Raw genomic sequence first — 20,315 nt, forward strand, 5'->3', positions numbered from 1 at the left:
CTTCAGCGCTGGAGCGAGCTTGAGACTGGTTGTGGAGATGGTCACTGGAGCACCAAGTGTTACCAAGCGGCACCTGATCATAGTCCTCGGCGAGTGCCACGCCCTCACCCCGGCCGCTTCCTGATTGAAGCAATGATCCGGTCCCACAGCGCGACCGCACGACCCTCATCCATGCCAGCCTGCGCGGAGCCGGCTTCCTCGTCACCGGTTGACAGGCTGACCAGCAACTTCGGGTTTCGCCGACTCGGTAAGCGTGTGCGGGTTTCCGCATAGAACCCGTGCAGCTGCCGGTGGCCATCGGCGAATGCGCCCAGCCATTCGTCCCCGGCATCGCCGGCGAGCAGGCGGGGTCCTGCTCTCAGCCTTTCCGGACGTATGCCCAAGCCGTCCAAGTTGGCTTCGCCGCGTTCGCTGAGCCCCGGGTCGTCCGATGCCTGCTCGAAAGTGTTGATATCGATGTGAAGCGCGACCGGAACCCCGTCGAGGTAGCCCGCATAGGCGAGATCGGTTTCCTCGTAATCATTCCCGGGGTCGAATACGACGTTATCGATGCAGAACCCCTTCGGGGCGTCAAGCAGTACATCGTCCGTGCTACGCAACGACGCTGCCATGGTGGCCAGCCGCGACTGGATACCATCCCGGGTTTCGGCGGAGTAGGCCGTCTCAGCCAGCACGACATGCGTGTCATCCAGCACGGTATGCATTTCGAGCCGGACGGCGTCGGTCGAATCTGGGCTCGCATAGGAGGAGAAGAGTGCCAGACCGGGCCCCGGGCTCTCGCGCCCGACGAGCATGGAACTTCCCGTGGCGAAATGCCGCTTCTGGCGCAGCCCGCTCTCGCGGGCAAGAACGGCGGATTCGAACCCTTCCCCGCCCCGGACACCGCTCACCGTGACATCGACCCGAGTGAAGTCCTGGTCGTGGCCGAAGTAGAAGCTCGCGTCCCCACCGCCATCGAGGCCCTTGTACTGGCGTGTGAGCCGGGCAGGAACATCCATCACATACCTCCCGACACACACCCTACGCATCTCGATGTCCAGATCACCAGCCATGCCAAGCTCCCGACCGTTGCCGTTGCAGCCCGCCAGAACCAGGGCGGCGACGAATAAGAAGAATCGAAGAAAAATCACGCTCATGTTGCCAATCTCGCCACAGCGGCGATCTTCTGTATGGAGAACAAGGTCGCGAACTGCGCCTGCTGGTTCTTGTATGAAGGCTCATGCTCGAAGCCGCCCATCCGAAACTGTTGTCGAATGCACCCCGCGGCACCCGCGGCGAGCAGCGGCGCCCGCCCGGAGCTGGTCGGAACGGTTCCGTCGCCTCCTCCATCCTGCCCGGCGACACTGATCTCCCAGTAACTGGTCTCGTACGCGCTAGCCGCAGCGCCACCCCACATCGCACCAGCGTGGTTGTGCAAGTACTCGGTCTGGCCGCCCACATACAGCGGATTGGAACCTGAATCCCTGACCTCGTCGAATCTTAGGTCACGCACTTGTTGCTCAGAGGGTCGGGGACTCCTGTCCGGTGACATTCCCTGCTTCATCTGCCACCGGACGCGTTCGAAGCTTGCGATGTTCCGATCCGCGCCGTAGTACACGTAAGTAGCATCGTGGTAATGGCCACGGATCTGTTCGTGAAATTCCTTGGCTGCGCTGATGTTCAGCGCATATTCGTTCCACGACACCGGGCGGCCGCCTTGCGGGCGCAACCACTCCGGGCGCACCAATCCCCACCAGCGGTCGCGTCGCAGGTAGATCTCTCCATAGGGATCGGAGGCCGGCAAGGACTCGACCTCGCGACCGTCCACGCCCTCGATCTTCAACCAGCCTGCCTGGTACTCGCCCGTGGGGAGCAACTGCAGCGCACCCGGTGCCTGAGCGAAAACCGCCGTGACTTCACGGCCATTACTACCGATGACAAGCCCGGCGACGAAACTTTCGTCCCGCATGCCGACCTTGCAGCGGCGATAGGCAACGGCGGCACCGACCGCAGGCATGACGCCGTGGACAACTCCAGCGATCCTGTCCTTCATGCCGGCCATCGCAGCGCACCTCCGGGCGACTAGCCCCCCCATGGAATGCGTAACCAGGATCACCTGGTCGCATTTGAAGCCGTTCCGATTGTTGGCAGCGATGACCGCTTCGATCCTGTTGCCAAGACGCTCGGCCGCTGCCGAGTTCGAATCCAACCAGTTGTACCCGCACGCGTACACCGGCATGCGGAATTTCGCCCTCTTGATCAGGTCATCCGAAGCGATCGATTCGGCGACGGCGTGCCCGGGGCCGTTCGATTCGACATACCACACGGGGTCGAACGCCCTCATCCGCATCGGGATACCCGGCGGCAGAGCCAGTTCGGGTCGGCGCTGCCCTGGCTCAGGAATAGCGCTCACTGCGGTGTAGTAGAAATCCTGCCAGTTGGCAGGGTTCACCCCCTGCCCATTGAGGCGCTCTTCCAGCCACAGCAGGAACGAGTGGTAGCTCCCCTCCGAAACTTCGCCCCAGAACCGTTCGTCGCGATACTGCGTCCTGCTGGAAACCGAGCCCACCGCCCGGCCGGGAATCGAGCCGCGGGGATCGACGGCGGTACGGGCCGGATGCATACGCCTTTGGCGCGTTGCCGGGCCGCTGAAGCTCATCCTTCGGGCAAGCCCGAGCGGTTGGCCGGCGGTGGTGTCGAGTCGCCAGACCTTGTCACGGCTCCGGTCGTTGCTCATGAGGTTCGAGCCCATGATTCCCGGGACAAAGATCACCGGAAGGATCTTGTCCTGTACCACCAACCTGACCATGTCGTCGAACGTGGTGGCTGACAAGGTCCACTCGAAGACTGGATTGCCGGAGTTTCCGAACAGCGCGCCGGCATCGCGATGCCCGACGGGACCATTGTCGCCGTTACTCATCAGGGTAGGCCTCCATCGGTTTTCTGCAGGAGTTCGATCACAACCCGCTCCAGCCCCAAGCCCTGCTGGACCGGGATCCGGCCATCGCTGCCGGTAATCCCGTGGATGATCGCGCCGTCAGCACGCGTCAGCTTGTAGGGCATGTCGCGGATCAGTTCGCCCGCGGGGTCGCGCAGTTCGAAGCCCTCGTTGAAATTCGCTTCCAGCCAGCTGTTCATCTCCCGGCTCAACTGCGCCGGCCCGGCAAAGCTCTTCTTCTGCGCCTGCACTTTGATCTCCCCCGGACAAGCCACGCTGATGTTTCCACCTTCGATGGTGATGCTTGCCCCACCGCTGGTCGCCAGGTGCAGCGTCTTGCCGGCGGCGAGTTCCACTTGGGCATTGGCGCTGATGACCTGCAGGCTTTCCCTGGCCTGCAGCTTGAGATGATCGCTCTGTGCCTGGAGGCTAAGGCTGCCCCCCGCGGTGACGAGGGAGAGGGCGGCCTCATAAGGGCTGCCCTCACCCCGCCCCTTTCCCGCAGCCGGAAGAGGCGGCTGGGCACCTTCCGCCGCCTGGGCCAGCCAGCCGATCGCCTGGCCGGTGTGGATGCGGAGGTTGCCGGCGACCGCGGCGTTCGAGGCGCCGCTGGACAGGGTCAGGGTTTCGCCGGTGCTCCAGTGCAGGGACTGGCCGGCCACCAGGCCGATGCCGGCGGGGGCGGACAGGCCGAGGATCGCGTCGGCGGTGTGGGGCACGCGGCTTTCGCCGGGCGCCGCGCTACGCTCGGCGGCGCTGGCCAGTGCCGCGTCGAAGGCGCTGCCGTCCACGGTGGCGCGGGCGCTGGCATCCAGTACCGGAACTGGCGCGCGCTCATCGGAGAGCGCCGACCGCTTCGCGCTGTCCACTCCGAGGTGCGCCGCCATCTTCACCGTCAGGTGGGTGCCGGCGACGTCGGAGAACGACTGCGCCAGCGTCGCCACTTGCCGCAACAGGGCGTTGGCCGGCACGTGGTCGCCCGCGGGTTCGTCCGGTCCCGTGCCCCAGGCGCTGATCCACAGGCCACGCTCGCCGCGGATCGCGCCCCAGTAGTCGGTGCGCAGCTCGAAGCCCTCGCCGCGGAAGCTGCCGCGGTAATTGTCGGCCTGGTGGACCAGGTGGCCGAGGTTGAGCTCGCTGTGGCCGTGGGTGGTGGCCAGTTGCAGGCGCAGCTGGCCATCGGTGTCGTCGAACACCAGGCGGTTGTGGCCCTCGCCGGCGAACTCGCGGCTCTTGAAGCCCGACAGCGCCGCGGCGTTGCGGTGGCCGTCGGCGTCCGGACTCATGCCGTGCCACGCGGGGGCGTTGCCGCCGGCCAGGTTGCCCTGCGCGCTGGGGCGGTGGTCTCCGGCCTCCGCGAACAGGCCATCCGGCACTTTGGCGGCGTCGCGGCCGCCGGGCGTGGGCGCGATGCCGCCCTCGCCCTGGCCGTTGTACAGGCTGCCGACCACGACCGGGCGGTCGATATCGCCCTCGAGGAAACCCACCAGCACTTCCTGGCCGACGCGCGGCAGGAACTGGGCGCCGACGCCGGGGCCGGCGTAGCGTTGGCTTACGCGCAGCCAACAGCTGTTGTGAGTGGGACTCTGGAAGTGGAAGCGGACCTTGATGCGGCCCAGGGCGTCGGCGTGGAGTTCACTGCCACCTTCGCCCCCGACCACGATCGCGGTCTGGTAGCCGGGCGCGGTCGGGCGCGGGTTGAGTCGGGCGCCGGTGCCGTCGGGCAGGACCGGGCGCCAGGGCAGTTCACGCGGCACCGCGGTGAAGGCGTTGGCGTAGCCGAGTTGCCCGGCGGCCCGGACGAGCGCCGGGTCCGGGTATTCCTGCGTCCCCGACGACGGCTGCGCCCCGTAATCCGGGTAAGCGCAGCGCACCCGGTGCCCCGCGCGCCCTCCTTCCGGAAAAACCGGAATCCCGTCCGCTTCCCCAAGCAACACCTCCACGCCCTCGCGCACCACGTCGGGGAGGTTGTTGATGCCCAGGTGGTGGATGGAGGTGAGGAGGAGTTCGGGGGTGCCGGGAAGGTCCCCGGGTTCCCGCGTTCGCGGGAATGACCGATCGCCCAGCCGGAACCATTCCCCGGCGCGGAAGCTGCGGGCCGTTCCACGACCCAGCCACTCGTGTCGCCCCGCTTCGCGCGCCTGGGCGATGAGCCCGGCGTAGCGGGCGCCCTCGGCCTGGCTGGCGAAGGCGTAGCCACCGGTTGGGTCGTAGACTTCCAGGGCATTGCCTTCGCCGCCGGCCTCCAGGGTGGTGGCCGCCGACAGCACCCGGGTCCGGTAGTCACCCGTCAGCAGGGTCAGCACGCCGGAGCCGAGCGATTCGGCGCGACCCAGGGCCTGGATCGCATCGCGGCTCTCGGCACGGTCGCCGCGGTGGAAGCGCACCGCGCCGCCGCCCGCCGAACCGGCGTCCTGCGGCCCCGCCGCACTGTCGGAAAACACCACCATGCGGTGTCCGGCTTCGCCACCCTCCTCGCCCGGCGCCTCCTCCAGGCGCCAGCCCAGCCCTTCCTCGGCCAGCAGGCGGGCAAGGAAACCGGCGTCGGTCTCGCGGTACTGCACGCAATAGCTGCGCGGGCGCACGGGCGCGGGCAGGCCGTCACCGGACAGGAAAGGGCCCACCTCGTCGCCGACCCGCCAGTCCGCCAGCGGCGCATAGCCGGCCAGCACCGCCTCGACGATCTCCAGCACGCCCATGTCCTGGAACACCCGGCTGTGCCGGCCCTGCTCCAGCAGCCAGGTCCAAGGCACCAGGCACAGCCGGTAGCGGGCCAGGCCGCCGTCACCGCCCAGGCAGGCGGCCTCGCGGACCAGCCCGCTGCGCGGCAGACGGCTGCCGTCGGCGAGGCGGGTCCACAAGGTGGCGCGCTTGCCGATCATCGGCTCCAGCGGCAGGCCCGCGTCGGTGCACAGCACGTCCACCCACCACTGGTAGCCGCCCGACAACCACTCCTCGCCCTGCCAGCGCTCCACCACCAGCTCGGCGGGGCTGTCGGCAAGCTCCAGGGCGTAGAGGCGATGGGCGCCGGTATAGCGCGCAAGCGCGGCCAGCACCGCGCGGGCAACAGTGACTCCGCTGTTGTTCATGCGTCTCTCCGTAGACGCCCTAAAGCTTAGCCCAAGGCGGCCGTTAAGCAATCGAATCAGGCCAGCATTGGTCGCAACGCGTCACCAAGTGACTGCCGCTGTCTTCGCTAGCTGTTAAGATCGCGTGACGCCCGGAGGATCGGATGGAAACCCGTAGTGCATTGGTCGTAGACGACGAACGCGATATCCGCGAATTGCTCGTCCTTACCCTGGGGCGGATGGGCCTGCGTTGCGACACCGCGTCCAGCCTCGCCGAAGCCCGGGCCCAGCTCGCGCGCAACCGTTACGAGCTGTGCCTGACCGACATGCGCCTGCCGGACGGCTCGGGCATCGACCTGGTCGCCGAGATCACCCGTGACCACTCCTCCACCCCGGTGGCGATGATCACCGCCTTCGGCAATGTCGAGGTGGCGGTGGAAGCATTGAAGGCCGGCGCGTTCGACTTCGTCTCCAAGCCGGTGGAACTGACCGCGCTGCGCGACCTGGTGCGCCACGCCCTGGACCTGGGCAAGCCGGGCAAGGAAGTGCGCGTGACCGGCACCGTCGCCTCGCGCCTGTACGGCGACTCCCCGGCCATGACCGAGCTGCGCGAGACCATCGCCAAGGTCGGGCGCAGCCAGGCCCCGGTGTACATCGCCGGCGAGTCCGGCGTGGGCAAGGAGCTGGTCGCCCGCACCATCCACGCCGAGGGCGGCCGCTCGACCGGTCCGTTCGTGCCGGTCAACTGCGGCGCGATCCCCACCGAGCTGATGGAAGGCGAGTTCTTCGGCCACAAGAAGGGCAGCTTCACCGGCGCCCATGCCGACAAGGCCGGGCTGTTCCAGGCCGCCGACGGCGGCACCCTGTTCCTGGACGAGGTCGCCGAGCTGCCGCTGTCCATGCAGGTCAAGCTGCTGCGCGCGATCCAGGAAAAGTCCATCCGTCCGGTCGGCGCCAACACCGAGGTGCCGGTGGACGTGCGGATCCTGTCCGCCACCCACAAGAACCTGGCCCAGCTGGTGGCCGAGGGCCGCTTCCGCCAGGACCTGTATTACCGCATCAACGTCATCGAGCTGCGCGTGCCACCGCTGCGCGAGCGCACCGGCGACCTGCCCGGCCTGTCGGAGGCGATCCTCGCCCGGCTGGCCAGCGAGCTCGACCGCCCCGCCCCGCTGCTGTCGGACGAGGCACTCGACGCCCTGCGCGACTACCCGTTCCCGGGCAACGTGCGCGAGCTGGAAAACATCCTCGAGCGCGCCATGGCCCTGGCGGACGGCCACGTGCTGAGCGCCGCCGACCTGTGCCTGCCGCGCGCCACCCCGGTGCCGGGCGCGCTCCCGCCCATGCCCGAGCCGCCGCCCGCCGCGTTCACCCACGCACCCGCGCCGGCGTCGACCCCCGCCGCCCCCGCCATCACCCCGCACTCCGCGGCCGCCGCCCAGGGCATCGACCCGCGCACCCTGGACCCGCGCGACACCGCCACCAGCGCCCTGCCCTCGTACATCGAGGAGATCGAGCGCGCCGCCATCGAGCACGCCCTGCGCGAGAACCGCTACAACAAGACCAAGACCGCCGCCGCCCTGGGCATCACCTTCCGCGCCCTGCGCTACAAGCTGAAGAAGCTGGGCATCGACTGAAGGCTAGTCCCACTTGGTCGCGAGCTCCCAGGCAGACGCGGCGCTCGCCAGCACGGTGTTGTCCGCATCGCTGATCGATTCCCGCATCGGCGCCGGCAAACCCGGGGCACCACGCCGAACCCGCTCCTACAGGTACCGCGACCACTGGATGCTGGCGGTGTTGCCTTCGGTGGCCTCCCCCGGTGGGGGCTCGGGCTCGCAGTTGACCATGCATGGGGTCGCACCGGGCTCGTAGTCATGCGAGCCGCTGCCCAGGTTCATCGCGGTGGAACCGCCCATCTTCACCGCATCGCCGGACTTCGCGCGCTGCGCGGCGCTGACGATGCGGCCGTTGAGGGTGGTGCTGCCGCCGGTGCTGAGCAGGTTTCCGGCCAGCACCGCGCCGTCGGCGCGGGTGGACGCGCCCAGGCTGATGTCGCCGCCCACGAACCCGCCCGGCCGCACTGCACCGGCGACGTAGGCGATGTTGCCCAGCGGGTCGCCGGTCATCTGCCCACGGGTGGTGTCGCACAGGTTGGTCGGCACCAGGCGGGCGAAGTCCGGGTTGGGCTGCAGCCCGGTACCCGCTGGCGCGGCGTTGGTGCACACCGCGGCGTAGCCGGCGTAGTTCGGCGAAACGGTGCGGTGGCTGCCGCTGGTGGTGATGTTGCCGGTGGCGGCGAAGGTGTTGACGTAGGTCCCGTTGCCCAGCGCCAGGTCGCCGTCGAACCAGGCCACCCCGCGGGCCATGCTGGTGCCGTTGAGGGTCCACTTGCCGGCGCTGTATGCAAAGCAGGCGTTGTAGGGCGAATGGCCCTGGCACAGGGTGGCCACCGGACGGGCACAGGTCCCGCCACGCAGGTCCCCGGGCCGGCACAGCCAGTCCTTGTACTTGCCGCTGCCGGTGTCGTTGTCGCCCAGCACGTAGGCGCCGTCGGGAATGCCCGACACCTGCGAGACCGTCACCTGGATGCGTCCGTCCACGTACTCGAACACGTAGTTGGCCGCCGCGCGCAACGGGACGACATCGATGCTGTAGGCCGGCATCCGGATCTCCGGGACCTCCGGGATCGAGACCGCCGCCACGTCCTCGACCGTGACCTTGTGGCCGGGGCTGACCGTCACCCTGACATTGCCGTTGCCCGCCTGCGCCTTCTGCAGCCGCCCGCCGATCACCCCGCTGACCGCCTGCCAGCCGCTCACGTACAGGTCGCCCTGGCCATCGAGCTGGCCCAGGTTCCCGCTGCCCTCCATGCGGGTGTTGCCGGCGGTCCGGACGGTCCCGCCGGAAACCGAGCCGGATATCGACACGTCCTTGCGCGCGGCGACGGTATCCAGCGTGCCCCAGTTGATCCCGCGGACCGACCCGTTGGCATGCGCCAGACCGGCACCGGCACCGCTCACGACCAGGTCGCCGCGGGTGCGCAGCGTGGGCGAGCCTGCGTTCTTCGAACCGGCATAGCTGATGTTGCCGTTGGCATGGATCGTCCCGGCCAGGCCGCTGCCGGACCAGTCCACCGCGCCCTCGGTCGCGACGGCGCTGATGTTCACCCCGCCGCCGGTGACCTTGACCCCGCCGCGTGACTCCACCACCGAACCGTTGCCGCCGGTGAACTGCACCAGTCCGTTGGCGCGCACCGACAGCGGCCGCGCACCGCCGCGGACGGTGACGTTGCCACGACTGCGGATTTCGGCCGCCCCAGCGCTGCCGGTCAGCTCGACATCACCGTTGGCGTGCACCGCCCCCACCTGGATGCCGCTGCCGACGGACACGTTGCCGGTGGCGCGCAGCGTGTCGATGCCGGTGATGGACGCACTGCCCAGCACCGCGTTGCCGTCGACGTTGATGACCGCGCCTTCCGGCCCGGTGAAGGCGATGCTGCCGGTCAGGTTCAGGTCCTGGTGGATGTCGAGCACCTCGAGCATTCCGCTTCCCGGCCCCGGCCCCGGAGTACTCCCGCCCCCATCCCCCGGCACCACCCGGTACACCACCTCCACCGCCGAGGTCGACTGCGCCGCGGTGCCCGCCGCGGCGAGGCCGGACACCTGCGCGGTCACCCGGTAGTACGGCCCGACCATGGCGCTGCCGGGCACCTCGACCACTTCGGTGATGCGGGCGGTGATGCCCAGGTCGCCGCCGATCGCCAACGGCGCGCCCTCGCGGCCCCAAGCGGCGATCACGGGCCCGTCGACCGCCTCCAGGTACCGCCGGACCAGTTCCACCCCGCGCCAGGCGGTGGCCTGGGCCGGGGCGGTGGCATGCACGGTCAGCTGACGCGCCTGCGCACCGCCCAGCGCGTGCCAGGTGCCGAAGGCCGCCGCGGTGACCACCAGCCCGAGCATCACCACGATCAACAGGGTGGCCACCCCGCGATCGCGCCCACGGAAACAGGCATCCCGTGAGGCGCGAAGGGAAGCGGTGGTTCGTTCATGCATGGTGCTCATGACCTCAAAGATTCGGCAGGCACATCGTGAACAGCTCGCCGCGGGTCATCAGCAGCTGCACCGCGGGATGTTCAGCGGCCGCATCGGCGGCGGGGCCGTAGGGCGCGCAGGCGCTGGCGGCGACCTGCTGGAAGCGGGCACCGGCCAGTCCGAAGCCGCCCACCTCGTCCGGGCGTCCGGGGTCTAACGCGGTCGCCGAGGCCAGCAGCCGCGGCAGCGGCTGGCCGGGTTGGCCCCAGGCGAGCCCGGCCTGGTCGGCGCTGGCGCATTCCACCGGCGGCAGGAACCACAGCCCGGGCTGGGCACCCGCGGAGGATCCGGCCGCGCCCGCCATGCCCGGGATCACACTGCCGCCGCTCCCACCGCCCGGCGCCCCGCCCTCCTCCACCAGCCGTATCCCGGCGCAGGCCAGGCGCAGGTCGTCGAGCAGCGGACGGAAGCGCCAGACCACCTCACGTCCGTCCGCCGCCACCCACAGGTTGCTGCCGGCGGTGCCCGGCTCGATGCCGAAGCCGGCCTGCTGCATCTCCACCTGCGCGGCCATCGCCGCCGAGGCCACCTGGCCGTCGCGCTGGGCCAGCCGGGTGGTGTCGCGGGCCATCACCACCATCGCCTGGTACAGCGCGAGCATCGCCGCCACCGTCAGCAGCGACAACGCCATGCCGACCATCAGCCCGACCAGGGTCTGGCCGGCGTGCACGGCGCGCGGGCGGGCAAACCGCGGGCTCATTGCCGCGTCCCCACCACCAGCGCCGGGCCCCCGGCGTCGCCCAGCTCGGCCGCCGCCACGCTCAGCACCACCTCGCGAGGGGCCGACACCGACAGCGTGCCCGCGCCCGGCGCGGCAATGCCCACCGTGGGCGCGGCGCCACATTCCACCCGGATCGGCACCTGGCGCCCGCCGATCGCCACCCGGTGCCCGGCGGGGGCATCGCACAACGCCTCGGCCTGGGTGCGCAGCAGGCGGCGCATCTCCACCATCGCCAAGGTCTCGGCGCGCAGGTCGGCCTGCCGCCCGGCCAGCTGCTCGGCCACGTGCAGCATCCCCGCGCCCAGCAATCCGGTGAGCAGCACGCCCACCAACGCCTCCACCAGCATCTCGCCGCGCTGCCGGGCGGGCAGGGCCGGCTTGTCAAAGCAGTTCGACATCGACCGGCGCCCTCCGCCCGCCCACCTGCACCTGGACTCGCGGCGCCCAGGTGCAGTCCGGCGCACTGGCCGGTTCCGGCCGCAGGCCGCGGCTGTCGAAGGCCACGCAGTTGAACGCCACCCCGCCGTCGTCGGCCAGCCGCACCCCCGGGTGCAGGTCGGCCTGCCAGCCCACCTGCCCGTTGGCGACCCGCACCACCTGCAGGGTGTCCCCGCGCAGGCGCACCATCGCCACCGCCTGCCCGGCCGCGCGCCCGTCGGGGTTGCGGATCGCCAGCGCCCGCGCCCGGCCGAGCGACTCCACCAGCGCGCCCCGGGCCTCGGCCTGGCGCGCCCCGCTGGCCCAGGTGGCCGCCGCCGGCAAGGCCAGCGCCGCGAGGATCGCCATCACCGCCACCGTCACCATCAGCTCGACCAGGGTGAAGCCCTTCACCAGCCCACCGCCCCGGCCGCATGGCAGGCGGACGTGGACTCGCGCACGTTGCCGGCGCGCAGCGCCAGCTCGCAGCCCTCCAGCTTGCCCCCGCCCTCCCAGGTGGCAATGACCTTGAAGCCACCGCCCGCCACCGGCCGGTAGTCGAAGGCGAAATCCTTCGCGTCCGAGCCCGGGCTCCAGCCCCGGAACTGCGCGACCCCCGACCCGGCCGGGTACGACAGCGTGCGCTGGCGGTGGTTTTCCACGTTCGCCACCAGCGCCGCCAGGTCGCCCTGCGCCAGCCGCACCTTCGAGCGCAGCACGTAGTTGGCGTACGACGGCCAGGCGATCGCCGCCAGAATGGCGACCACCGCCACGGTGATCATGAGTTCGATGAGGGTGAAGCCACGCAGGCATCTACGTACGGGCATACCGCTCATGTTAGGAAGCGCCCGCTATGCGGGACGTGAACCGCAACCGCTACCCGAGCTACGGGCAGACACAGCCTGTCAGAGTGCCGCGTCCCGGTATGCCTTCAGGACCGCATTCATGCGCGTTTGCCACCCGGGTCCCTGGGCCCGGTACCACTCCAGCACCTCTTTATCCACGCGCAGTGCAATCTGCTCTTTGCGGGCGTCGGCGGCCTTCGGTGGCCGTCCCCGCCTGGCGCGGAATTCCGCTACGCCCTTATGGGCGGTAGCACCCTCCCAATACTCCCGGGTGTCCGTCTCGTTCCCGGGGTCGTAGGGCACGTCAGTGTTGCGGGTATCTTCGGTAGTACGATTCTCGTTCATGGCGCCAAGCGTTGCTCTCCGTAGGCTTCACGGTCTGTGGATCGAGCCGGAGTACAACATGGTAATGCTGGAGGACGACATCGCCGCCGATCTGGATCTTGCGATGATGGTCCGGCGCGATAACGTTCATGGACCACACACTCCAGACGGCATCCTGACCAGGTTTGCCGGGACTCAGTTCGAACGCTTGCTGCAGCAGATCGAAAAGGATCCAACTCCGATCAGTATCGAATTAGGGCTGATGTTGCTTACGCTGGGCGAGGACTCTTGCCGGACTATCAACCAAGGTCTTCAATTCATCACGCGTCAAACCAGGGCGGACGGAAAAGTTCACGATTTCACTGTAGGAGGAAATGAAGGCGGTATTACGTTTCACTGCAATGTCGAATCTTCTGATGATGCGAAGGCCAAGCTTGGAGCCTATTGCACATACCGGAAATATGCTGAGCGCGCACAGCGATGGATAGGAGTATCTCTGGACCATGAATCCAACCTGCAATTTGGAATGGTTCTGGATTACGACTGGCAACATTCAGACGACATGGATGCTGCCACAACCGGCATGCGGCGGCCGATGAGCCCGGCTAGCCTTGTGCGTGTGATCGATGGCCGCCGCCGGAGCACGGTGGGACGCAACGACCCATGCCCATGCGGTAGCGGAAAGAAGTTCAAGAAGTGTTGTATCGATAGCTTGTAGATGACGGTCGCCATGCCTTCCAAGGCTTCAAATCCTTCAGTTGATTTGCTCAACGTAACGGCTTCCGTGTAGATGCAATTGGCACGCCGGAATCCTTTGCCTTCGTTGCTTTTTCGCGGCGATGAGACGCTCCCTGTTTTCCCGTCGGATCTGCAACCCTAGGTAGACGGCTTTCAGTGCGGTTGGTGGAAATGCAAGCAGGCCGGGAGGGGTTTCGTGTCGAAATACGCGAACCTCATTGTTCACCTCGCCAATGACCTATCGATGGCTGCCTGCATGCCGCAACGAAGGGCCTCGTACATTTCCGGCGAGCCAAACCTTCCATCTCCGGCCGCATTCCTTACTGTCACGGCATGAGGATGGTCCGCGGAGAGTCCGCGTCGTTGAATCATCGCCTCGGTGCGATGGACAGCTTCGGCGACTGTGATGTTCGACATGACCAGGTTTGGCCTGCAGTCGAATGGATCATTGAATGCTCTGGGATCGCTACACCAGAGCTGTGAATCGCAAATAATTCGCTGCGGCTCCCGTTTGTGCTCTTCGTTTTCGGAAACCCGGAAATGCCGGAAGCGATACATCATCTCGCTATCTTGTTGATTGTTCATCGGAGTCATCGAATGTGGCCCTAACCGGTCACATTACACATCTCTCAGATGTCTGCTTCCGGCCGAAAGCCGTCGTTAGGTACCACCGGTCAGCGTCGGTCTGCTGGTCATCGACGGCTGGTCCAACTGGTCAATCTCATCGGTCCACGCATCCATCCAGAGGAACAGAGCGGCTTCTCCCTGTGGCGGCTGTTCTCGCACGTGCTGGAGGAGTCCCGGCTGCGGACCGCCGATTACCAGGGACTGTTCACCAAGCATGGCCTGCGCAATGCAGCGATCCCCAGGTCGACGTCACCGGATCCTCCCGCGTCGGAAGCGGTGCTGCGGATCAGCCGGGAGCAGACCGGCCATCGCCGATGACGAGCTGTCGTACGACCTTGCGACGACCGCGTTCGATGCCGACACCCTGTCCCTCGATCCTCTCCAGACCCGCCTTGCCGACGCGTTCGGCGAGCCCGCGCCTGCGCCCCGCCGGCTCACCATGGAGACGAACGACTACGCCCGGTGTGCGGGCCATGCACTCAGGCCCAGGCTGTTCGGCGACTTCAACGACGCGGACACCGTCCTGGTCATACATGACGCGACCGAGTTCACCAGGCGGCCGATACAGGCCATCCGCGACCCGCGGCATGGCTGGCAGATCACGCCCGGCACGGTTCATGACTTCGACCCGTACCACCCGTCGCAGCAGGCCCGGCACGTCTTCGCCTGCAAGCACTTCAAGTACCTGTACCAGGAAGAGTTCCGCTACGTCTTCCTCCCTCCCTCGCCCGTGACCAGGCTGGAACCACTCTCACTGGAGCTTGGCTCCCTGGGCGATATCTCCCGAGGCACTGGACAGGTAGGGAAGCCGGTGCACGCCTGCTTTGCCTCTTTGGCTCCCCAAAGCGTCGGCACACCCCACTCGTTCCTCCCCACTCGTTCCTCGCTCCTGTAGGGCCTCCCCCTACCCACCCCGACAAATCGCGTCAGGTTCGGCCGCAAAACTGCCCCTTTTGGTCACCCGCCTCCGTGCGGGGGCACAGACCGACCGTGACCGGTCACCCACTCCACCCTCCCGCCCCTGCGGCTAGGAAGTTGGCACGGCTCATGCGTAGTCCTACATGCACGTGCTTTACGTGCAACGCCGCCCGAGGACCGGAACGCCGGCACGAAGGGCACGTGAGAATCAGATCACTCCTAGGGGATTTACATATGAAGAAGTCGATGCAGAAGGGTTTCACCTTGATCGAACTGATGATCGTTGTGGCGATCATTGCCATCCTGGCGGCGATTGCGCTGCCGGCTTATCAGGACTACGTTGCTAAGTCGAAGGCTGCTGCATCGCTGGCGGACTTGGCTTCGCACAAGACGCAGTTCGAAATGGATATCAGTGAGGGGCGCACCCCCAGTGTCACCTCGGTTGGCTTTCAGGCTGCAAGTACTGGTAACTGCGCGACGATCGAGGTCGACGAAGACGGCATGACCTGCACCATCAACAATCCTGGCCGTCTGGGGGAAGACGCCACTATTGCGCTCGTCTATACAGAGGTGGAGGCTGACGCAACCGGTGAAATCACTACCGCTGGCGGCTTCAGCTGCGTAACGGGTGATATGGAAGAGCGTTTCAAGCCGGCTGGCTGCAGCTGATTGCAGGTTAGGTTATAGGAAGTGGGCCCCAGCACGAGCTGGGGCCTTTCTTTTTTTGCGTTCACATCTCGGGGAAGTGATGAGACGCGCAGAAGGTTTTACGCTGATCGAGTTGATGATGGTGATAGCCATCATTGGTTCGCTGATGGCGATAGCCTTGCCTGCTTATAACGGTTACGTAGCCAAGACGCAGGTGATAGCTGGACTGGCAAATATTTCTTCGGGCAAGATGGGGTTCGAGGAAAGGCTTTTGGCCGGTGATCCAAGAGGCTTCTCGCTCGCTGACATCGGATTGGCTGAGCAAACATCGCGCTGCGCCTTGTCTCTCCGCTCTACGGATGATGGTTATATCCGATGCACATTGCGGGGCAATGCGCACGTGGATGGCTATACCATTACGGTTGTTCGCACCAATGGAGGTGGCTGGCACTGTGAGGTGGATCCCGCCATATCTCCGTCGTATCGCCCTTCGGGATGCCGGTAAAATGCTGCTGCGCCGAGTAGCCAGGAACCGTAAGAGCCTGCGCCAGTCTTTTCTGTTTTGTGAACGGAAGTGACGTGATGAACATCACTAGCGTCAACCTCGTCGGCATCACCGGCATCACCCGCCGCCTGGTCCAGGACGGCGCCCTCGACGAGGCCAAGGCCCGCGAGGCCCTCGCCGCCGCCACCGCCGAGAAGAAGCCGGTGGCCAGCTACCTGGTGGAAAAGCGCCTGGTCAGCGCCGCCGCCATGGCCGCGGCCAACTCCATCGAGTTCGGCATCCCGCTGCTGGACGCCTCGGCGATGGACCCGGAGCAGTCGGCCATCAAGCTGGTCAAGGAGGAGCTGCTGCGCAAGCACTGCGCGCTGCCGCTGTTCAAGCGCGGCAACCGGCTGTTCGTCGGCATCGCCGAGCCCACCGACACCCGGGCGCTGGACGAGATCAAGTTCCAGACCAACCTGCGGGTCGAGCCGGTGCTGGTGGACGAGGAGAACATCCGCCGGCTGATCGAGCGCTGGCTGGAGAGCGCCGACTCGATGGGCGACGCGCTCGACGAGGACGATGAAGGCTTGGAGGACCTGGAGGTCAGCGCCGGCGAGGACGAGGACGGCGCCGCCGACGGGGTCGACGCCAAGAACGCCGACGACACCCCGGTGGTGCGCTTCGTCAACAAGGTGCTGGTGGACGCGATCCGCCGGGGCGCCTCCGACATCCACTTCGAACCCTACGAGGACGAGTACCGGGTACGCCTGCGCATCGACGGCATCCTCAAGCGCAGCGCACGCATGCCGGTCAAGCTGCAGTCGCGCATCTCCGCCCGGCTCAAGGTCATGGCCCAGATGGACATCGCCGAGAAGCGCGTGCCGCAGGACGGGCGCATCAAGCTCAACCTGAGCAAGACCCGGCAGATCGATTTCCGCGTCAGCACCCTGCCGACCCTGTTCGGCGAGAAGATCGTGCTGCGCATCCTCGACAGCTCGGCAGCCAAGCTGGGCATCGAGAAGCTGGGCTACGAGCCCGACCAGCAACAGCTGTACCTGGACGCCATCGCCAAGCCCTACGGCATGGTGCTGGTGACCGGCCCGACCGGCTCGGGCAAGACGGTCAGCCTGTACACCGCGCTGAACATCCTCAACGACGAGACCCGCAACATCTCCACCGTCGAGGATCCGGTGGAAATCCGCGTGCCCGGCATCAACCAGGTGCAGATGAACGTCAAGCGCGGCATGACCTTCGCCGCCGCGCTGCGCAGCTTCCTGCGCCAGGACCCGGACGTGATCATGGTCGGCGAGATCCGCGACCTGGAAACCGCCGAGATCGGCATCAAGGCCGCCCAGACCGGCCACATGGTGCTGTCCACCCTGCACACCAACGACGCGCCGCAGACCATCGCCCGCCTGATGAACATGGGCGTGGCCCCGTACAACATCACCTCCTCGGTGACCCTGGTGGTGGCCCAGCGCCTGGCCCGCCGCCTGCACGGCTGCAAGCGCCCGGTCGAGTTGCCCGAGCACGCCCTGCTGGCCGAAGGCTTCACCGCCGAGGAGATCGCCGCCCCCGACTTCAAGCTTTACGAACCGGTCGGCTGCGAGGACTGCACCGAAGGCTACAAGGGCCGCGTCGGCATCTACCAGGTGATGCCGATGAGCGATGAGATCCAGGCCATCGTGCTGGAAGGCGGCAACGCCATGGACATCGCCGAGGCCGCCCAGAAAGCCGGCGTCCGCGACCTGCGCCAGTCCGCGCTGTGGAAGGTGAAGCAGGGGGTTACCAGCTTGGCGGAGATCAATCGGGTGACGAAGGACTGAGGGCAAGGAACGAGGGGAGAGAAACGAGGAACGAGTGAAAGGCTTGTGCCTCGTTGCGCGGGGTCGCTGGGGCAAAGTCTGACGGCGTAGCGCGGGAGATTGATCGTGACGGGGCGCGGTGACCGATCGAGGATGTGCTGAACCGGCGGGCGCCGGTTGCCACCCACCCATCGCGAACACGGAGTGCGCCATTGACTTAGTGCGTCAGTGGCGTATATTGCCCATGATCGGAAGGTCGTCGAAACATGGAGATAATCATGGACAACACCCTGTTTGACGAGCTGATGCAAAGCGTTGGGCAGATGGACGGCATCATCCGCGGCGAGCGGAAGCCATCGCGCGAGTTCTACGTGGATGCTGCGCAGATCAAGAGTATCCGCAAGGCAACCGGCCTCTCGCAGGCCAAGCTCGCCGCGCTGCTCGATGTACAGGTGACAACCATCCAGAACTGGGAACAGGGTCGGCGCGAACCGAGCGGCCCCGCCAGGGCGCTGCTCAAGGCCTTGAAAAACGACCCGGTGAATGTATTGAAGGCGATCGCGTAGCGAATGCGCCCCTTACAAGCTCAGGAACATATCTGAATACGAAGTTGCAGATTTCGTACAAAGGTGCAGAATTTGTGCTCCGATCAGGAGCTCCGCGATGGCGGTCAACTTCAAAAGAACGCTGAAGGGGCTTCGAAGCACCCGTGACTTCCGCGCCGAGATCCTCGACTTGGCCACCAAGCTGGTGGGCGAGGCCTTCGAGGGTCGGCTGTGCGTTGATGACCCGCTGATCAGCGCTGAAACGGTGCAGAAGGAGTGGGATGCCGCGATGGAGGCACTTGCACCGTCTGTGCGGGACCGCATGCACCTGCTGATCGACAAACAGGAGCCATCGCGTCGTTTGAACATCTTCACGGTCGAGACGGGGGTCTACCCGGTGGAGCGCCCGAACTTCCTGTTTGAGGTGTTGCGGCAGCTGGTCGCCGCGAGCCTGGAAGACGACGGAATGCAGCCAGTGAGAGGCCTGTCCGACAGGATCGGAGCCTCGCAACCGACCATTCGTGCAGCCTTGACCGAACTGCAGCGGGCCGGGCTGTGCCGCCGTTGGGGAGCGCACTACGAACTGGCGGCCGAGGACGTCTCCGCCGAGTTGATGGCGCGTACCGGAGCCTTGCCCCAGACCCTGCGCTTCCGATTTGCCCAAGGCACCACCCCAAGGCCGCCAGCAGAGCTGGTCGAGAGAGCCATGCTCCTGCTTGGACCAGAGAGTCCGGAAGCGTGGGAGCCGTACGCGCTTTCTGGTACTCCTGTTGCGCTGGCCCGCGCGCCCAGGGTGGATCTCATGGGTACCCCGCGTTTGGACCTGGTGGCGCACGTTCCGAGGGAAGCCAAGACGATTGCCATGGGCGAAGTCCTTCGTCTCCTGGACTCGGGGCTTGAACTTGAGCCCAGCGTGCTTGCCCCTGCACCGGTCGTCGTGACGCTGGTACGCGCCAAGCCACGGTTTGAGCAGCACGGAGTCCTGGACCAAGTCCGTTGCGCCACCGCAGCAGACGTCTACCTCTCACTGCTGGATGTGGACCTTCGCGAGCAGGCATACCAGTACGCTGAAGGGGTGCGCCCTTGAACGTGCCGCTTATCCTGGAGCCTGGTCAGCTTCTCGCCCGGGTCGCGGAGCGCACACCACCTGGCCTACGCAAGAACGTGGTGGTCATCGGCAGCATTGCCAGCGTATGGGCCTTCCGCGATGTGCGAGGCACCGGCTCGGTCGCCACCAAGGACATCGACCTGCTGCTACAGCCGGCGGTAGATGCGGTGGCCACGGCGGAGAGTTTAGGCGCCGAGCTCCTGAAAGAAGGATGGGAGCCGCAATACCCCAACGCGGTCCAGCCAGGCACAACTGACACGCTTGATGATGATCTCCCTGCCCTGCGCCTGACTCCACCCGATGAACCGACCCCTTGGTTCGTGGAGCTGCTCGGAGAGCCCTACCCTGATCAGGACGAACGCCGGAGTTGGCGGCGGATCCGCACTGAAGCCGGCGACTTCGGCTTACCGAGCTTCCGGTACATGCGGGTAGCAGTCCACGATGCGCAGCAGACGGAGTTCGGCCTGCGCATTGCTCGACCTTCGAACATGGCCTTGGCGCACCTGCTGGAGCACTCCGATCCAGACAGAACGCCAATCTCCAGCTTGACGGATCGCCCGCCGAGATTCACCAAGGACGTCGGTCGCGCGATCGCCCTGTGGTGGCTGGCTGGAGCGCAATCTCCCTTGGCAGATGCTCGATGGTTGGAGCAGTGGTGCCAAACACTATGCGAGATCTACCCCGACCGCCCCGGGGAGATGCGTGAAGCCGCACGCGCCGGCCTGGGCAACGTCAAGAATTACCTCGCCGGCAGTCACAGGCTTGCTCTGAACAGCGTCCTCGGCGGGCATAACGTATCGCTGGATGCGTTCAAGGTGGCCTATGACTCCTTGATGCGCTTGGTCGAGCGCCTCTCCCTTCCTTGACGGCGGCCTTTGCCTTTACTCGTTCCTCACTCCTCTTCACTCGTTCCTCGCTCCTCGTCCCCACTCGTTCCTCGCCTGTGACGCAGGTTCTATCCCGCCCCGGCGCGGCAGGATATGCTGGCCCACGGCATGTCCGGGCAATCGCGCCCGGTGGCCGGGCCGCACGCGAGCGGGGAGCTGCGTGCGCCGC

19 protein-coding genes are annotated in these 20,315 nt (G+C 66.7%); 9 read left to right on the top strand and 10 right to left on the bottom strand.

Annotation, left to right across the window (positions count from 1 at the left end; translation table 11 throughout):
- Window positions 1–104 precede the first annotated feature (104 nt).
- From LY625_RS00745 to LY625_RS00755, 3 genes are read right to left on the bottom strand one after another with little or no spacing between them, the layout of a single operon-like run.
- On the bottom strand, window positions 105–1,136 hold the full coding sequence (locus LY625_RS00745; protein ID WP_233737092.1) for a T6SS immunity protein Tli4 family protein: 1,032 nt from the start codon (window positions 1,134–1,136) through the stop codon (window positions 105–107).
- Window positions 1,133–2,899: a GPI inositol-deacylase gene (locus LY625_RS00750; RefSeq protein WP_233737093.1), complete on the bottom strand. Its 1,767-nt coding sequence runs from the start codon at window positions 2,897–2,899 to the stop codon at window positions 1,133–1,135. The genes LY625_RS00745 and LY625_RS00750 overlap by 4 nt, the downstream gene beginning before the upstream one ends.
- Window positions 2,899–6,006 (bottom strand): type VI secretion system Vgr family protein, encoded by a 3,108-nt coding sequence (locus tag LY625_RS00755; protein ID WP_233737094.1) that lies wholly within the window; start codon window positions 6,004–6,006, stop codon window positions 2,899–2,901. Before LY625_RS00755 ends, LY625_RS00750 begins: the two co-directional genes overlap by 1 nt.
- 143 nt (window positions 6,007–6,149) lie before the next feature.
- On the opposite strand from LY625_RS00755, the gene LY625_RS00760 reads away from it, so the two are divergent.
- On the top strand, window positions 6,150–7,622 hold the full coding sequence (locus LY625_RS00760; RefSeq protein ID WP_233737095.1) for a sigma-54 dependent transcriptional regulator: 1,473 nt from the start codon (window positions 6,150–6,152) through the stop codon (window positions 7,620–7,622).
- Between the two features lie 126 nt (window positions 7,623–7,748).
- Here the strand turns inward: LY625_RS00760 and LY625_RS00765 are convergent, their stop codons facing one another.
- From LY625_RS00765 to LY625_RS00795, 6 genes are all read right to left on the bottom strand, one after another.
- The gene (locus tag LY625_RS00765) at window positions 7,749–9,968 is read right to left on the bottom strand and encodes a FapA family protein (RefSeq protein ID WP_233737096.1); all 2,220 of its coding nucleotides are present in this window, start codon (window positions 9,966–9,968) and stop codon (window positions 7,749–7,751) included.
- An 82-nt stretch (window positions 9,969–10,050) separates the two neighbouring features.
- Window positions 10,051–10,776 (bottom strand): hypothetical protein, encoded by a 726-nt coding sequence (locus LY625_RS00770; protein WP_233737097.1) that lies wholly within the window; start codon window positions 10,774–10,776, stop codon window positions 10,051–10,053.
- Window positions 10,773–11,195 (bottom strand): hypothetical protein, encoded by a 423-nt coding sequence (locus LY625_RS00775; protein ID WP_233737098.1) that lies wholly within the window; start codon window positions 11,193–11,195, stop codon window positions 10,773–10,775. The genes LY625_RS00770 and LY625_RS00775 overlap by 4 nt, the downstream gene beginning before the upstream one ends.
- The gene (locus LY625_RS00780) at window positions 11,179–11,628 is read right to left on the bottom strand and encodes a prepilin-type N-terminal cleavage/methylation domain-containing protein (protein WP_233737582.1); all 450 of its coding nucleotides are present in this window, start codon (window positions 11,626–11,628) and stop codon (window positions 11,179–11,181) included. The genes LY625_RS00775 and LY625_RS00780 overlap by 17 nt, the downstream gene beginning before the upstream one ends.
- On the bottom strand, window positions 11,625–12,050 hold the full coding sequence (locus LY625_RS00785) for a prepilin-type N-terminal cleavage/methylation domain-containing protein (protein WP_305067659.1): 426 nt from the start codon (window positions 12,048–12,050) through the stop codon (window positions 11,625–11,627). Before LY625_RS00785 ends, LY625_RS00780 begins: the two co-directional genes overlap by 4 nt.
- A 69-nt stretch (window positions 12,051–12,119) precedes the next feature.
- A complete protein-coding gene (locus LY625_RS00795; protein ID WP_233737099.1) occupies window positions 12,120–12,404 on the bottom strand; it encodes a BrnA antitoxin family protein in 285 nt (94 codons plus the stop codon).
- A 58-nt stretch (window positions 12,405–12,462) separates the two neighbouring features.
- Between LY625_RS00795 and LY625_RS00800 the strand changes: the two genes are divergently transcribed.
- Window positions 12,463–13,101, top strand: coding sequence for an SEC-C metal-binding domain-containing protein (locus tag LY625_RS00800; RefSeq protein WP_233737100.1), 639 nt, complete (start codon window positions 12,463–12,465; stop codon window positions 13,099–13,101).
- A 242-nt stretch (window positions 13,102–13,343) separates the two neighbouring features.
- Here LY625_RS00800 and LY625_RS00805 read toward each other — a convergent pair whose 3' ends face one another.
- The gene (locus LY625_RS00805) at window positions 13,344–13,706 is read right to left on the bottom strand and encodes a hypothetical protein (protein ID WP_233737101.1); all 363 of its coding nucleotides are present in this window, start codon (window positions 13,704–13,706) and stop codon (window positions 13,344–13,346) included.
- 268 nt (window positions 13,707–13,974) lie between these two features.
- On the opposite strand from LY625_RS00805, the gene LY625_RS00810 reads away from it, so the two are divergent.
- From LY625_RS00810 to LY625_RS00845, 7 genes are all read left to right on the top strand, one after another.
- The gene (locus LY625_RS00810; RefSeq protein ID WP_233737102.1) at window positions 13,975–14,643 is read left to right on the top strand and encodes a hypothetical protein; all 669 of its coding nucleotides are present in this window, start codon (window positions 13,975–13,977) and stop codon (window positions 14,641–14,643) included.
- A 257-nt stretch (window positions 14,644–14,900) separates the two neighbouring features.
- Complete coding sequence (locus tag LY625_RS00815) at window positions 14,901–15,335, top strand: pilin (RefSeq protein ID WP_233737103.1); 435 nt, start codon at window positions 14,901–14,903, stop codon at window positions 15,333–15,335.
- 79 nt (window positions 15,336–15,414) lie between these two features.
- Window positions 15,415–15,819, top strand: coding sequence for a pilin (locus tag LY625_RS00825; RefSeq protein ID WP_305067660.1), 405 nt, complete (start codon window positions 15,415–15,417; stop codon window positions 15,817–15,819).
- A 77-nt stretch (window positions 15,820–15,896) separates the two neighbouring features.
- Entirely contained in the window at window positions 15,897–17,627 is a 1,731-nt protein-coding gene (gene pilB / locus LY625_RS00830; RefSeq protein WP_233737104.1) for a type IV-A pilus assembly ATPase PilB, read from the top strand.
- Between the two features lie 257 nt (window positions 17,628–17,884).
- Complete coding sequence (locus LY625_RS00835; RefSeq protein ID WP_233737105.1) at window positions 17,885–18,172, top strand: helix-turn-helix domain-containing protein; 288 nt, start codon at window positions 17,885–17,887, stop codon at window positions 18,170–18,172.
- 97 nt (window positions 18,173–18,269) lie between these two features.
- Window positions 18,270–19,238, top strand: coding sequence for a hypothetical protein (locus LY625_RS00840; protein WP_233737106.1), 969 nt, complete (start codon window positions 18,270–18,272; stop codon window positions 19,236–19,238).
- Window positions 19,235–20,125 (top strand): hypothetical protein, encoded by an 891-nt coding sequence (locus LY625_RS00845; protein WP_233737107.1) that lies wholly within the window; start codon window positions 19,235–19,237, stop codon window positions 20,123–20,125. The genes LY625_RS00840 and LY625_RS00845 overlap by 4 nt, the downstream gene beginning before the upstream one ends.
- The last annotated feature ends 190 nt before the right edge of the window (window positions 20,126–20,315 follow it).

The organism is Lysobacter sp. GX 14042 (genome assembly GCF_021390425.1).
In the GTDB taxonomy this organism is placed as follows: Bacteria; Pseudomonadota; Gammaproteobacteria; order Xanthomonadales; family Xanthomonadaceae; genus Novilysobacter.

Coding starts and splice junctions, on each gene's coding strand:
- LY625_RS00835 (WP_233737105.1), top strand. CDS start 17,885: ATGGACAACACCCTGTTTGACGAGCTGATGCAAAGCGTTGGGCAGATG.
- LY625_RS00840 (WP_233737106.1), top strand. CDS start 18,270: ATGGCGGTCAACTTCAAAAGAACGCTGAAGGGGCTTCGAAGCACCCGT.
- LY625_RS00810 (WP_233737102.1), top strand. CDS start 13,975: ATGCAGCGATCCCCAGGTCGACGTCACCGGATCCTCCCGCGTCGGAAG.
- LY625_RS00770 (WP_233737097.1), bottom strand. CDS start 10,776: ATGAGCCCGCGGTTTGCCCGCCCGCGCGCCGTGCACGCCGGCCAGACC.
- LY625_RS00760 (WP_233737095.1), top strand. CDS start 6,150: ATGGAAACCCGTAGTGCATTGGTCGTAGACGACGAACGCGATATCCGC.
- pilB (WP_233737104.1), top strand. CDS start 15,897: ATGAACATCACTAGCGTCAACCTCGTCGGCATCACCGGCATCACCCGC.
- LY625_RS00755 (WP_233737094.1), bottom strand. CDS start 6,006: ATGAACAACAGCGGAGTCACTGTTGCCCGCGCGGTGCTGGCCGCGCTT.
- LY625_RS00785 (WP_305067659.1), bottom strand. CDS start 12,050: ATGAGCGGTATGCCCGTACGTAGATGCCTGCGTGGCTTCACCCTCATC.
- LY625_RS00825 (WP_305067660.1), top strand. CDS start 15,415: ATGAGACGCGCAGAAGGTTTTACGCTGATCGAGTTGATGATGGTGATA.
- LY625_RS00795 (WP_233737099.1), bottom strand. CDS start 12,404: ATGAACGAGAATCGTACTACCGAAGATACCCGCAACACTGACGTGCCC.
- LY625_RS00800 (WP_233737100.1), top strand. CDS start 12,463: ATGGTAATGCTGGAGGACGACATCGCCGCCGATCTGGATCTTGCGATG.
- LY625_RS00805 (WP_233737101.1), bottom strand. CDS start 13,706: ATGAACAATCAACAAGATAGCGAGATGATGTATCGCTTCCGGCATTTC.
- LY625_RS00815 (WP_233737103.1), top strand. CDS start 14,901: ATGAAGAAGTCGATGCAGAAGGGTTTCACCTTGATCGAACTGATGATC.
- LY625_RS00775 (WP_233737098.1), bottom strand. CDS start 11,195: ATGTCGAACTGCTTTGACAAGCCGGCCCTGCCCGCCCGGCAGCGCGGC.
- LY625_RS00745 (WP_233737092.1), bottom strand. CDS start 1,136: ATGAGCGTGATTTTTCTTCGATTCTTCTTATTCGTCGCCGCCCTGGTT.
- LY625_RS00750 (WP_233737093.1), bottom strand. CDS start 2,899: ATGAGTAACGGCGACAATGGTCCCGTCGGGCATCGCGATGCCGGCGCG.